Raw genomic sequence first — 13,018 nt, 5'->3', positions numbered from 1 at the left:
TTCGATTCCGATATCTCCGCCACGCAGTCCGAGCTAGACGCCCAGGCTGCGGGCAACAGCGCACGGTCTCGCATCTATGCCGAGAATTCCAGCCTTGCCAACGGATTTTCCGGCGAGTTCACACCGCAGGTCGTGCCGCCCGTTCTAGAATCGTTCCTCACCATGAGCCATTCGGACATCATGAAATTTGTCGAGTCGATCAGCCCCGAGACGATGAGCACCAGCGTTCAGGCCTGGCGGCAGTTGGCAACCGACACCACGACGAAAGCCACCGCCTTCCACGACAGTATCCAGAAGGAAATGGAGCGGGGCTGGTCGGGAAGCGCAGCGAGTCAAGCGCTGGCGAGCACCAAGAGCTATCTCGCCGACGTGCACAAGGTCGACCAGGCTGCCTCCCTGATCGGCAACAAGATGGAAGAGGCTTACTCCGGCTTCAATCAGGTGAAGTACTCGGTACCGCACGAGTCCGACCAACAGAGCAGCACCGTCGCGGGATTGGTCGCCACCACGCTCTCCAACGCGGTCGCGCCCGGGCTCGGCACCGTAACCAGCTTCGTCATGGACAGCACCAGCGCAGGCCGCTCCGATGCCGCCCAAGCCGCGGCTCGCCAGGTGATGGAGACCGTCTACAAGCCGGTCGCGCAACAGTCCGACACCCAGGTCCCGAAGGTTCCCGAGCCATCGAAACCCCAGTCCGACAAGCCGACCGGCGACACCACCAAGGACAAGCCGACGGGCACCACCACCGACAAGCCCACCGGCACCACCACCAAGCCGAGCACCGACGACACGACCCCGTCCACCACGGAGCCGGAAACCCCCACCACCACCGACCCCGGTGACGACGACACCACCGACGACCAGACCACTGACGACAGCACCGGCGACGAGACCACGGCCGCCACGACAACCCCGGAAACCCCCACCACCACGACTCCGTCAGGCACCACCCCGGGCACTACCCCGGCCGGCACGTCCCCCGGCGGACTCGGCTCCGGCGGCGGAGCGGGTGCGGGCGCTGGTGCCGGAGCAGGCGCGGGCACGCCCGGTGCGGCAGTCCCCGGGACCGCCGGTCAGAAGCAAGGCGCCGGTGCGGGCGCGGGCGCGGGTTCCGGTGCGTCGTCGGGCCGCTCGGGGATGTCGGGCATGGGTGGAATGGGCGCCCCCGGCGCACGCGGCGGCGGCAAGGACGACGAGAACGAGCACCAGGCTCCCGACTACTTGCGCGGCGTCCACGAAGAACTGCTCGGCCCCGAACGCCTGCACGTCCCGCCGGTGATCGGCGGCGACGCATGACCGACACCTGGGAGCTGACCCCGTTCGAATTCTGGGTCGCCTGGGAAACGCTCGGTCGCGACCGTATGCCCTGGCCCCTCACCTTCACGGCAGGTGTCGAAACGCAGGTCGAGTTCGATCGGGAATGCCGTCGTGCCGCGGATTCGCTGATCGCCAAGATGGGCACCGACGAATCGCTGTACCACGCCCTACACGCCCTCGCGCACCCCGAAATCCGGGTGGAACTGTTCGGGCACCGCTTCGACGGCCGCACCCGGATGGTCCGTGCCTGCGCGACCACCGAGGCGAGCAACGGCGTTGTCGCCGCCCAGCTCCCCGGTCCCGAATACGGCCAGGGCGGCAACATCCTGATCACCCTGCGTCCGGCGCACGCCATCGTCACCCGCCTGCTGGCCATCCTCCCGAAAACTCCCGCGGGCACCACCGGCGGCTTCAACGTCCACCGCGACGACTTCACCACCACCCCCGACCCCTACGCCCGCCACCGCACCCCCGCCGAACAAGCCCTCAAATTCCTCAAACGCCCCTTCACCACCTACGCGGAATTCCGCGTAGCCACCGGCCCTGCCCTGGACGGCTGGCAGGAAGGCGGCACCACTCTCCAACTGGTCGACTACACCGACGACGGCCGCTACCTCATCCAAGAAGGCGAACGAGTAGAAGTAACCCCCATCACCCCCGACCGAATCGAAGCCCACCTCCAACACCTGATCGAGAAAGCCACAGCCGGCACCCGCCAATCAGCCTGGTAGCCAACAGCGCTGGGGGAAACATTCACAGCGGAAATCGTGTACAGCCCGGGGTGTCTGCACACGATCTCCGCTGTAGCCCAGTTCGCTATGGCCGCTCACGAAGTACCCAACCGACGCTAGGCATCGAGCCGGGTGGCGACCGCCGGAATGACGATCGCGGCGGCGACGAGGTGGGTGAGCATCAGGGTGAGCTTGGTGTCGGCGGCCGCGTTCACGATCAGATCGGGGACGAGCGAGAGCACGGTCAGTGCCATCGTGGTGCGTACGAACACCGTGCGGGGGTTTCGGGCCCACTTACGCAGGGCGGCGGCGAAAAGGATACCGATCGCGGCGAAGATCAAGGTGAGCTGGGTGAATCCGGCGAGTGGGATCTGTTCGCCTTCGATCGCGAGGGAAACGCCGGCGGCGTGGGCGACGGCGGCTACGGCCGTTGTCGCGGCCGCGGCGCCGACGGCCGCCAGTACGGCCGGGCGCCAGAAGGCGGAGCTGCTGCCGACAGTGGGCGCGGTGTAAGCGGAGGTGTTCATGTCGTACTCCTGTGTGGTGTGGGCAGCCCGTTGCCGCCTCTCCTCGGTTCCACGAACAGGACCGGGCGAATACGACAGGTCTCGGCGAAGTTCTTTCGGCTCTGGCCGTGGACCGGTGCCGGCGAGCGCCCTTGTTCTTTCGCTCAGGAAACGATGTACTGGGCTCCGGGTCGTTCCTATCGGAAGGTTTCGCAGATGCGTTTGACCGTTGGACTCACCACCGTCGTCGCGATATCCCTACTCGGGGCAGGCACAGCGTCGGCGGAGGTACGCGAGGCGAAGATTCAGTGCCTCGGTTCGAACGCGAATTTCCACCTGTATCCGTTCTATCTGTCGCTGGTGGCGACCTCATCGGACGACCGTCCCGGCACCATCTCGATTCAGCCCCGCGGCGATTCGAACTTCGGCCCCTTCGGCTACCACGCGACCGTCAACTGGACCAACCTCGACACCGGCGAATCCGGCGTCGTCGCCCAGGACGGCACCATCGGCGCCAACATGCCCAGCTTCAACGTGGACACCGGCTGGGGCACGGTCCGCCTGACCGGCGCGGTAGGCACCTCCGGCCTGTCCGCGGGCCAGACCATGCAGTGCTCCGGCGCAGACCTCTACGTGCCGTAGCGCTCGTCAGTCAGCCGGATCGTGGGCGGCGATTTCTATGGCCGCGCACAGCAGATTCGATACGGTGGGCAGTACCGAATCCGAGGAGGAAAATGTGCTGCGCCCACGGACCGGCGACTGTTTCCACGATATCGGCCGATGAACACTCCGCTTCTGCACCAACGCTTTCCACGCCTGCGCGAAACCCTGCCGCATATCGGACTGAGCTCCGGCCCGACGCCGGTCCGCCGACTCGATGCGCTGCCTGCCGGCGGCGCGCCGGTCTGGCTCAAGGACGACAGCGCATTCGGTGACGGCGGGTGGGGTGGCAACAAAGTCCGCAAGCTGGAATGGATTCTCCCCGACGCACACCGGCGCGGCTCCCGGACCATCGTGACCGTCGGCGGATTGGGTACGAACTGGGGACTGGCAGTCGCCCTGTACGCCCGCGACCACGGACTCGGCACCGCTCTCGCCCTCGTCGACCAGCCCGTGGACGAGCATGTCCGCGCACAGCTGCGCCGACTCGAGAACAGCGGCGCCGCACTCTATTTCACGCATTCGAAGACGCGGACCGTCCTCACCGCGCCGATGCTGCTCGCCCGGCACACCAGCGTCGGGCATCTGCCCTACTTCCTGCCGCCGGGCGGATCCTCGCCGGTCGGTGTCCTCGGCTACGTCGAGGCCGCGCTCGAATTGGCCGGACAAGTACATCGCGGCGAGCTACCCGAGCCCACCCACCTCGTGACCGCCGTCGGATCCGGCGGCACGATCGCGGGGCTACAGCTCGGTTTGCGGATGGCGGGTTTGACTACCCGGCCGGTCGGTGTCGTCGTCAACGACACGCTGCGGTTGGACCCGGCGACGATCACCCGGCTCGCCCGCCGTACCGCGCGACTGCTGCGTCAGCGAGGCGCGGATCTCGCCGATCTCGAACCGCGAGTCGAGGACATCGACATCGTCACCGACTGGCTCGGTAGCGGCTACGGCCACCCCACACCGGAAGGCGAACGCGCCCAATCCTTGTCAGCCGGCCACGAGCACCTGGACCTCGAACCGGTCTATACCGCCAAGGCCATGGCGGCACTGCTGGCGATGAACGAGCAGGGCACGTTCGGCGACGGCCCTGTCCTCTACCTCAACACGAACGGGCCGCGATAACACGCGAGTCCATGCCAGCGATGCGCGCCGGTCCCTGGATGGACCCTTCTACACAAGGTGCTCGCGCCTCCTGGTCAGGTACGCGCGCTCGGCTGGATTCTGGGTGGCGGCGATCGCGGCGTCGTAGGCGGATCTCGCCTCGGCGCTGCGCCCCAACCTGCGGAGCAGATCGGCGCGGGCGGCGTGCCAAGCGTGGTACCCGTCGAGCGGCAGCGCATCTATCTGTGCCAGCGCGACATTCGGACCATCGAGTTCGGCGATGGCGACGGCGCGGTTGAGGGCGACGATCGGGGTCGGGGTGACGGTGTAGAGCTGGTCGTAGAGGGCGACGATCTGGTTCCAATCGGTGTCGCGGGGGTCGGCCGCGTCGGTGTGGACCGCGTTGATCGCCGCCATGATCTGATAGCGACCAGGTGGGACGCCGCCTGCCGCGACCCGGCGCAGGCATTCGCGTACCAGCGCGTGTCCCTCGGCGATAAGAGTGTGGTCCCAGCCGCCGCGGTCCTGCTCGTCGAGCGTCACCAGCTCCCCGCCCGCGAAACGTGCCGCGCGGCGGGCGTCGATGAGCAACATCAGCGCGAGCAACCCGGCAACCTCGCCGTCATCGGGCAGCAGATCGCGCATGATGCGGCCGAGCCGAACGGCCTCCGCCGTCAGGTCGACCCGAACAGATTGCGCGCCTGCCAGATACCCCTCGTTGAAGATGAGATAGACGACCTCCAGCACACCGCCGAGCCGATCGGTGACGTCATCGCGATCGGGTACGCGGAACGGGATGTGCGCGGCTTTGATCTTGGCCTTGGCGCGGGTGATGCGTTGCGCCATGGTCGTTTCGGCAACGAGAAACGCACGAGCGATCTCGCCGACGGTGAGCCCGCCGAGCAGGCGCAGTGTCAGCGCGACTCGCGCCTCCGGCGCCAATGCCGGATGGCAACAAGTGAAGACGAGCCGGAGACGGTCGTCGTTGATCGGTCCGGTCGGTTCGTGCGGTGTGTGATCGTCGATGATCATGGCTGCCTGGTGTTTCGCGTCGCGCAGTGATTCCCGGCGGATCCGGTCGATCGCGCGGTTGCCCGCGGTCTTCGTCAGCCAGCCGCCCGGGTTGGGCGGTATGCCGTCGACCGGCCACCGTTCGATGGCGGTGAGCAGGGCCTCGCCCGCGGCGTCCTCGGCGATGTCGAGATCGCCGAAACGCCGGGCGAGCGAGGCGACCACCCGGCCGTACTCCTCGCGATAGATCCGATCGATCCGGGCGCGAGTGTCGTCGCTCATGCGCCGTCGAACGTCCTGATCTCGATCTTCTGCTCGCAGACCTTCGACGCCCTGGCGGCGATCTTCAGCGCGGCATCGAGGTCGGGCACCTCCACGACCCAGAATCCGCCGAGGCATTCCTTGGTCTCGGCATACGGCCCGTCGGTGACCACCACATCAGCACCGGTGTTGTCGACCGTGGTCGCCTCATCGATCCGCCCGAGCCCACCAGCGAACACCCACACCCCTTCGGCCTGGAGCTCGTCGTTGAACCTTCCCGTCGCCTCGTACTGCGGCTGCGCCTCCTCCTGCGGAATGTCATAAACACTCGGCTCGACAACAACGGAAAGCAGGTACTGAGTCATCACGATCTCCCTTCGTCGGTGGCCGCCGATCGGCCGCCTCTACCCACACCACGAACAGGCCGACCCAGATACGACAACTCTCGACGAGATCCCCCGAATCTTCTCCGAAATGGGCGCATCGGCCCACGAGTTCCACCACTTTCGGAATAGCAGCTTTGCTGCTTGACGGCTTTACTGCTCGAGGGGATAGTGGGGCGATGGGCAATTTTCGCGGATACGCGGCAATCCAGGGACGTGGCACGGTCGCGCTGCCCGCCGAGCTCCGGAAGAAGTACCGGCTGGACGAGCCAGGTGCGCAGCTGGAAATCACCGAACGCAACGACGGCGTGATCGAGCTTCGACCCACATTGCCGGTCCCCGTCGATGAGATCTGGTTCTGGAACGAGGGCCACCAGGCCGCTGAACGCGAGGCCGAAGCCGATGTCGAGGCTGGGCGACACACCACTTTCGACAACGCCGAATCGTTCTTGGCGCACCTCGACACTCTGGCGTCGGGTCCCAGCGAGGCCGTGGAGTGAAATACCGGACGCTTGCATCGTTCGATCGAGATCTGCGACGTCTGCCCGCTGAACATCAACGCATGTTTCAGCAAGCCCTACGCTCACATTTCCTGCCGGCCATCGACGCCGGAGCGTTCGCGGGCTCACCACCCTGGCCGACACGCCTGCGGATTCACAAACTGAGCAACTGCGAGGTCTACTCACTCACGTGGAATTTCACCTCACCGGACGGTAGGGCCACGTTCCACCTGGAGAAGACGAACGAGAGCGAGCCGATCCTGGTCTGGCGACGAATCGGCGACCACGGAATCTACGACCGCCCATAACGCCACCGCACCGTTCAGTTGGCCCCGGAGAACGCCACGCTGCCACCCACTCCGATGATCATCGCCCCACCCACGCTGCCGACCGCCTCCAGTCGGCGCGGAGATCGAGCGAACCACGTCCGCACGGTGCCCGCGAGCAACGCCCACGCGCTGTCCGAAGCTGTCTGAATCACGAGGAAGATCGCGCCGAGCACCAGTAACTGAGCGGGCAGTGCGCCCGCCTCCGGCACCGTGAACTGCGGCAGGACCGCACCGAAGAACACCATCGTCTTGGGATTTGTCGCGCCGACAACGAAACCCTGCCACAGCACCCGCCGCCCGGTGGTATTCGGCACCTCCGCGGCGAGCGCCGTCACCAACTTCTTCCGGTCCCGAATCGTCACGACGCCCAGGTAGACGAGGTAACCGGCGCCGGCGACCTTCACGATCAGGAACAGCGCGGACGACGCCATCAACACCGCCCCCAGCCCGAAGGCCACCGCGACCAGCGGAACGGCCGAGCCTGCCACCGCGCCGATCACCGACAGAATCGCCGGCCTGCGGCCCAGGGTCAGTGCCCGCCCGATAGCGAACAGCACATTCGGACCCGGAATCACGATGATGACGAACGCGGCAGCCACGAATGCCGCCGCATGAGACAGCGGAACCATCCACCGACCCTAACCGGCCGGCGACATCATGGTCACGAGACAAAAAGGACCCGACCTGCTGTCACAGGTCAGGTCCTTGTCGAGCCCCCTGTCAGGATTGAACTGACGACCTTCGCTTTACAAGAGCGGTGCTCTACCACTGAGCTAAGGAGGCGGGTGGTGCGCGACTATCTTAGCCGCGCACGCCAACCGCGCGACACCGGATGGGTGTCACGCGGTGGCGGAGGAGATCAGGACTGGGCGCGGGCTGCGTCGTCGGCGGCCATCGCGTCACGCAGGCTCTTGGGCCGCATGTCGGTCCAGTTCTTCTCGACGTACTCGACGCACGCTGCCCGGCTTTCTTCGCCGAACACGACACGCCAGCCCGCCGGGACCTCCGCGAACGCGGGCCACAGGGAGTGCTGCTCTTCATCGTTGACCAGAACGAAGAAGCGGCCGTCCTCGTCGTCGAAGGGGTTGGTGCTCATTTCACCTCACTGGATACTGGCGCTGTGTACAGGATCACTGCGCGGCCGCGAAGCCACGAGCGTTGTGTCGACCCTAGCAAGGCATACGTTACTGGTAGGGAGTTACCCGATGCTGCCCCGGTCAGGGCGGTCAGGCGGCGAAGAAGTCGAGCAAGATCTTGTTGATCGCCTCGGGTCGCTCCAGGTAGCCGTAGTGACCGGTATCCGGGACCTCCTGGTAGCGGGCGCCGGGAATGGCCTCGGCGACCTCGCGCGAGAGGTACGGCGGGATCATCCGATCATCGGCGAACCCAATTGCCAAGCAGGGCACCGTAATCGAACGATACGCGGCGACCCGATCGAATTCGTGATCCATCGCTCGCTGGGCACGGACACCGGCCGAGGGCGTCCCCACGCTGAACTCGAACAGATCGAGCCAGTCGCGCGCCGCGTTGGTATCGGCCATCGTCGCGGGCGACAGATTCATCACCGCGCTCAACGCCGCCTCGAATTTCGCGGGCAGCTTCACCGCCGAGGCGTCGAGCTCCTGCTCACCGGCCGACAACGTCTTCTGGAACTGATCCAGCCTGCCGTGTCCGGCCATGAACACGGCCTTGCGCACCAGATCCGGCCGGGCGAGCGCCAGCTCCTGCGCCACCCGCGCACCCATCGACGTGCCCGCGACCAGCGCGGGGCCCTCGTCGAGGAACTCGATGAGCGCTGCGGTATCGGCGACCAACTCCTCGATCCGCATCCCGCCCGCGGCCTCGAACGACGGCGCGATCCCGCGGTTGTCGAACACGCAGACCCGGTAACCGGCCGCGACCAGCGCGGGAACCTGATGCAGCTCCCACACCCGGCCCGGCGAGCCCGTTCCCATGATCAACACCACCAGCGGACCACCGCCCTTGACGTCGGTGCCCTTGGTACGGTCGCCCTTGACCTGATAGTTCAGTGCGATGCCGTTCACCGTGGCCAGTGGCATGAAAGAAACCTCTCTGCGGGGTCGATCGTGTACTGCCCCACGGTAACGGGACCGCCACGACACGGCACCGGGGCGGGGTGTTACGCGTCGCTAGTTCATCGGCCGTGCGCCGGCGCCCGATAGTATTGATCACTCGCAGGTAGAGCGCAGGGAAACCGGGAGGACGAACCCATTATGGCCGCGAAGAGCACCGCCAACGACATCGCCGACGACGAACTCGAGCCGCTTGCCGACGAGACCGCCCGCCAGGCACAGAAGGTCGTCGCGGCACACGCCGAAGACGCCGACGAATGCCGCATGCTGCTGTCGATGCTCGGCATCGCCCCCGCCTGACACAGCGCACCCCTGCGACGCATAAGGATGCGTGAGTGGACCAAATGATCGATCAACCGTCCAACGACCGTCCGTCCGAAAACAGTGAAACCCTCGTGCCGAACGGCGCGGGTTCGGGATTCGTTGTCGTCGCCAACCGGCTCCCGGTCGACCTCGAGCGCCTGCCCGACGGCACTACCCGATGGAAGCGCAGCCCCGGCGGGCTGGTGACCGCGCTGGAACCGGTGCTGCGCAGCAACAAAGGCGCCTGGGTCGGCTGGGCGGGTGTGCCCGATGTCGAAGTCGAACCGATCATCGAGGACGGGCTCGAGCTGTATCCGGTGCCGCTCACGGCGCAGGAGGTGGAGGACTACTACGAGGGGTTCTCCAACGGCACGCTGTGGCCGCTGTACCACGATGTGATCGTGCGCCCGGTGTACGACAGGGCGTGGTGGGCGGCCTATGTCGAGGTCAACCGGCGCTTCGCCGAGGAGACCGCCAAGGTGGCCGCCGAAGGCGCCACGGTATGGGTGCAGGACTACCAGCTCCAGCTGGTGCCCAAGATGCTGCGCATGCTTCGCCCCGATCTGACCATCGGCTTCTTCCTGCACATCCCGTTCCCGCCGGTCGAACTGTTCATGCAGATGCCGTGGCGCACCGAGATCGTCGAGGGCCTGCTCGGGGCCGACCTGATCGGCTTCCACCTGCCCGGCGGCGCGCAGAACTTCCTCTACTTGGCCCGCAGACTGGCCGGTCAGCCCACCTCCCGCGGCACGATCGGGGTTCGCTCGAAACTGGGTGTCGTACAGGTCGGTTTCCGCACGGTGCGCGTCGGCGCGTTCCCCATCTCGATCGATTCGGCCGAACTCGACGAATCGTCGCGGCGGCGTTCGGTGCGCGAGCGAGCCGCGAAAATACGTGCTGAGCTGGGCAATCCCAAGAACATCATGCTCGGCGTCGACCGCCTCGACTACACCAAGGGCATCGATATCCGGCTCAACGCGCTGCAGGAACTCCTCGAGGAGGGCCGCATCGACCCGACCGAGACGGTGATGGTGCAGCTGGCCACCCCCAGCCGCGAGCGCGTGCAGAGCTACATCAAGATGCGCGGCGACATCGAACGTCAGGTGGGCCGGATCAACGGTGAATTCGCCCGCGTCGGCTACCCGGTCGTGCACTACCTGCACCGCCCGATCCCCCGCGACGAGTTGATCGCCTTCTTCATCGCCGCCGACGCCATGCTGGTCACGCCCCTGCGCGACGGCATGAACCTGGTGGCGAAGGAGTACGTGGCCTGCCACAGCGACCTCAACGGCGCCCTGGTACTGAGCGAGTTCACCGGCGCCGCGGCCGAGCTGCGTCAGTCCTACCTGTGCAACCCGCACGACCTGGACAGCGTCAAGGACGCGATCATCGGCGCACTCGACGACGATCGCGACACCAAGCGCCGCCGGATGCGGTCCCTGCGTCGCCAGGTGCTCACCCACGATGTCGAACGCTGGGCGCGCGCGTTCCTCGACGCGCTGTCGCAGGGCAATGTGGCGGGTTCGGCGCTGATGAGCGACGAGCAGACCTACCCCGCCGACCAACGCTAGCGGCACACAGCGACCTCACAGCGTCGGTCCAGCCACTTCCCAGCGGGGTGGTGGAGCATAGGGGCATGAACGGTGTGCCTGATGTGCCCGAGGCGCGGGTACTCGTCGTCGACGACGAACCGATGATCGTCGAGCTGCTGGCGGTGAGCCTGCGCTACCAGGGGTTCGAGGTGGCGACGGCGGCCGACGGCGCCGAGGCGCTGGATCGGGCGCGCACGTTCCGACCGCAGGCGCTGATCGTCGACGTGATGATGCCCGGCATGGACGGCTTCGGCCTGCTGCGCCGGTTGCGCGCCGACGGGATCGACGCGCCGGTGCTGTTCCTGACCGCGCGCGACGAGGTGGACGACAAGATCACCGGGCTCACCCTCGGCGCCGACGACTACGTCACCAAGCCGTTCAGCCTGGAGGAGGTGGTGGCGCGGCTGCGGGTGATCCTGCGCCGCGCGGGCCACGCCGAACCCGAGAAGGCGAGCACCCGGTTGCGCTTCGCCGATATCGAACTCGACGACGACACGCACGAGGTGTGGAAAGCCGGCGAGCCGGTGGCCTTGTCCCCCACCGAGTTCACGCTGTTGCGCTATTTCATGGTGAACGCGGGCAGCGTACTGAGCAAGCCCCGGATCCTGGATCACGTGTGGCGCTACGACTTCGGTGGCGAGGTGGGCGTGGTGGAGACGTACGTGTCCTACCTGCGCAAGAAGGTCGACACCGGCGAGCAGCGGTTGATCCACACGCTGCGCGGTGTCGGCTATGTGATGCGTGAGCCCACCCGGTGAGCAGACTTCCCCTGCGGGTGACGCTGGTGTTGATGCTGGTCGCGCTGGCCGGATTCGGTTTGGTCGCTTCGAGTTTCGTGGTGACCAAGGCGATGGAGAACTCGCTGCAGAACCGCACCGATCAGCAGTTGCAGGACGCGGCGTTGGAGTGGGAGCGGCGGGTGGGGCTGCCCGTGCCGAATCTGCCTCCGCCCTCGTCGGAGTCCGGACAGCCGCCCGGACGCTATTTCGTGACGGCCGAGAGCACGGACGGCACCCGAAAAGTGCGCCTCGACAATGTCTTCGGTACCGATTCCCAGCCCGACCTACCCGATCCGCCCGCACTACAGCCGATTACGGTCGGCTCCACGGATGATTCGGGCGATCAGTGGCGGGTGCTCACTGTCAACGGTCATCGCGCCACGGCGACGGTCGCGTGGCCGCTGACCGAGAACATCGAGACGGTGCGCAATCTCGTTGTGCTGCAATTGATCGTCGGCGCGATCGTGCTGATCGCGCTGGCCATCGCGGCCTATTTCGTGGTGCGCGGCAGTCTGCGACCGCTGCACCGGGTCGAGGCGACAGCGGCGGCGATCGCGGGGGGCGAACTGCATCATCGAATCCCGGTGCACGGCAACGTCACCGAGGTCGATCGACTGTCACAGTCGTTGAACAGCATGCTGACCCAGATCCAGCAGGCGTTCGCCGCCACCGAGGCCTCCGAGACCGCCGCGCGCGATTCCGAGGCGAAGATGCGCCGATTCGTCGCCGACGCCAGTCACGAACTACGCACCCCGCTTACCACGATCCGCGGCTTCGCCGAGCTGTACCGGCAGGGCGCGACCACCGACCCCGCGATGTTCATGAACCGCATCGAACACGAGGCCCAACGCATGGGCCTGCTGGTCGAGGACCTGCTCATGCTCGCCCGCCTCGATGCCCAACGCCCCGTCGAACTGGGCCCGGTGGACCTGCTGGCCGTGGCAGGCGACGCCGTGCACAGCGCCCGCGCGGTCGAAGCGGCCGCGGGCCGGCACCACCCGATCACCCTCGACATCGCCGAAGGCATCGGCACCCTGGAAGTCCACGGCGACGAACACCGCCTGCGCCAGGTCCTCACCAACCTCCTCGACAACGCCCGCACCCACACCCCCGACGGCACCTCGATCACCGTCCGTTTGACCCCGGCCACCGACGAGGTCGGCCTCGAGGTCGTCGACACCGGCCCCGGCCTCACCACCGAAGACGCGAACCACGTCTTCGAACGCTTCTACCGTGCGGATATCTCCCGTACCCGCCGCGGCACGAGCGACAGCGACGCCACCATGACGAGCGGCAGCGGACTCGGCCTGTCGATCGTGGCGGCACTCGTCGCGGCCCACGGCGGCACAGTTCAGGTCGAGGCCACTCCGGGTGGCGGCGCGACCTTCGCCGTGCGACTGCCACGCGGCGACCAGGTCAGCTCAGTGTGAGCACCGAGCCGGGCCGGTCTCG

15 protein-coding genes and 1 tRNA gene are annotated in these 13,018 nt (G+C 66.8%); 9 read left to right on the top strand and 7 right to left on the bottom strand.

The features are described 5' to 3' along the window. Positions 1 to 162 precede the first annotated feature (162 nt). The gene (locus ACFTS5_RS16975; protein WP_378631720.1) at positions 163 to 1,296 is read left to right on the top strand and encodes a hypothetical protein; all 1,134 of its coding nucleotides are present in this window, start codon (positions 163 to 165) and stop codon (positions 1,294 to 1,296) included. Continuing rightward, positions 1,293 to 2,048: an ESX secretion-associated protein EspG gene (locus tag ACFTS5_RS16970; protein ID WP_378631718.1), complete on the top strand. Its 756-nt coding sequence runs from the start codon at positions 1,293 to 1,295 to the stop codon at positions 2,046 to 2,048. Before ACFTS5_RS16975 ends, ACFTS5_RS16970 begins: the two co-directional genes overlap by 4 nt. A 116-nt stretch (positions 2,049 to 2,164) precedes the next feature. Here the strand turns inward: ACFTS5_RS16970 and ACFTS5_RS16965 are convergent, their stop codons facing one another. After that, on the bottom strand, positions 2,165 to 2,575 hold the full coding sequence (locus ACFTS5_RS16965) for a DUF6069 family protein (protein WP_378631716.1): 411 nt from the start codon (positions 2,573 to 2,575) through the stop codon (positions 2,165 to 2,167). A gap of 195 nt (positions 2,576 to 2,770) precedes the next feature. Between ACFTS5_RS16965 and ACFTS5_RS16960 the strand changes: the two genes are divergently transcribed. Both ACFTS5_RS16960 and ACFTS5_RS16955 read left to right on the top strand, forming a co-directional pair. After that, positions 2,771 to 3,196 (top strand): hypothetical protein, encoded by a 426-nt coding sequence (locus tag ACFTS5_RS16960; protein WP_378631714.1) that lies wholly within the window; start codon positions 2,771 to 2,773, stop codon positions 3,194 to 3,196. Positions 3,197 to 3,334: 138 nt separating this feature from the next. Beyond that, a complete protein-coding gene (locus tag ACFTS5_RS16955) occupies positions 3,335 to 4,336 on the top strand; it encodes a 1-aminocyclopropane-1-carboxylate deaminase/D-cysteine desulfhydrase (protein ID WP_378631712.1) in 1,002 nt (333 codons plus the stop codon). A 48-nt stretch (positions 4,337 to 4,384) separates the two neighbouring features. Here ACFTS5_RS16955 and ACFTS5_RS16950 read toward each other — a convergent pair whose 3' ends face one another. Next, entirely contained in the window at positions 4,385 to 5,608 is a 1,224-nt protein-coding gene (locus ACFTS5_RS16950; protein ID WP_378631710.1) for an RNA polymerase sigma factor, read from the bottom strand. Further along, positions 5,605 to 5,952, bottom strand: a complete 348-nt coding sequence (locus ACFTS5_RS16945) for a YciI family protein (protein WP_378631709.1) — start codon at positions 5,950 to 5,952, stop codon at positions 5,605 to 5,607. The genes ACFTS5_RS16950 and ACFTS5_RS16945 overlap by 4 nt, the downstream gene beginning before the upstream one ends. Positions 5,953 to 6,149: 197 nt before the next feature. On the opposite strand from ACFTS5_RS16945, the gene ACFTS5_RS16940 reads away from it, so the two are divergent. Continuing rightward, positions 6,150 to 6,470: an AbrB/MazE/SpoVT family DNA-binding domain-containing protein gene (locus ACFTS5_RS16940; RefSeq protein ID WP_378631707.1), complete on the top strand. Its 321-nt coding sequence runs from the start codon at positions 6,150 to 6,152 to the stop codon at positions 6,468 to 6,470. A 322-nt stretch (positions 6,471 to 6,792) separates the two neighbouring features. Here the strand turns inward: ACFTS5_RS16940 and ACFTS5_RS16935 are convergent, their stop codons facing one another. The 4 genes from ACFTS5_RS16935 to ACFTS5_RS16920 all read right to left on the bottom strand — a co-directional run bounded on the left by ACFTS5_RS16935 (position 6,793) and on the right by ACFTS5_RS16920 (position 8,859). Further along, positions 6,793 to 7,428 (bottom strand): LysE family translocator, encoded by a 636-nt coding sequence (locus ACFTS5_RS16935; protein WP_378631706.1) that lies wholly within the window; start codon positions 7,426 to 7,428, stop codon positions 6,793 to 6,795. An 82-nt stretch (positions 7,429 to 7,510) separates the two neighbouring features. Then, positions 7,511 to 7,582: transfer RNA gene (locus tag ACFTS5_RS16930), tRNA-Thr, on the bottom strand. Positions 7,583 to 7,658: 76 nt separating this feature from the next. Then, positions 7,659 to 7,895 (bottom strand): MbtH family protein, encoded by a 237-nt coding sequence (locus ACFTS5_RS16925; protein WP_022565839.1) that lies wholly within the window; start codon positions 7,893 to 7,895, stop codon positions 7,659 to 7,661. A 130-nt stretch (positions 7,896 to 8,025) separates the two neighbouring features. After that, the gene (locus ACFTS5_RS16920; protein WP_378631704.1) at positions 8,026 to 8,859 is read right to left on the bottom strand and encodes an alpha/beta fold hydrolase; all 834 of its coding nucleotides are present in this window, start codon (positions 8,857 to 8,859) and stop codon (positions 8,026 to 8,028) included. 174 nt (positions 8,860 to 9,033) lie between these two features. On the opposite strand from ACFTS5_RS16920, the gene ACFTS5_RS16915 reads away from it, so the two are divergent. From ACFTS5_RS16915 to ACFTS5_RS16900, 4 genes are all read left to right on the top strand, one after another. Further along, a complete protein-coding gene (locus ACFTS5_RS16915) occupies positions 9,034 to 9,192 on the top strand; it encodes a hypothetical protein (protein ID WP_165610244.1) in 159 nt (52 codons plus the stop codon). 44 nt (positions 9,193 to 9,236) lie between these two features. Beyond that, positions 9,237 to 10,766 carry a trehalose-6-phosphate synthase gene (locus tag ACFTS5_RS16910; RefSeq protein WP_378632450.1) on the top strand — a complete coding sequence of 510 codons (1,530 nt, stop codon included), beginning with the start codon at positions 9,237 to 9,239 and terminating at the stop codon, positions 10,764 to 10,766. A 65-nt stretch (positions 10,767 to 10,831) separates the two neighbouring features. After that, positions 10,832 to 11,545: a response regulator transcription factor gene (locus tag ACFTS5_RS16905; protein ID WP_378631703.1), complete on the top strand. Its 714-nt coding sequence runs from the start codon at positions 10,832 to 10,834 to the stop codon at positions 11,543 to 11,545. Next, positions 11,542 to 12,996: a sensor histidine kinase gene (locus ACFTS5_RS16900; protein WP_378631702.1), complete on the top strand. Its 1,455-nt coding sequence runs from the start codon at positions 11,542 to 11,544 to the stop codon at positions 12,994 to 12,996. The genes ACFTS5_RS16905 and ACFTS5_RS16900 overlap by 4 nt, the downstream gene beginning before the upstream one ends. Positions 12,997 to 13,018: the final 22 nt, after the last annotated feature.

Origin of the sequence: Nocardia sp. NPDC056952 (assembly GCF_042674185.1) — a bacterium.
Taxonomy (GTDB): domain Bacteria; phylum Actinomycetota; class Actinomycetes; order Mycobacteriales; family Mycobacteriaceae; genus Nocardia.
The sequence above is the reverse complement of the archived record's forward strand: the minus strand, read 5'-3'. Positions and strand labels throughout refer to the sequence as shown.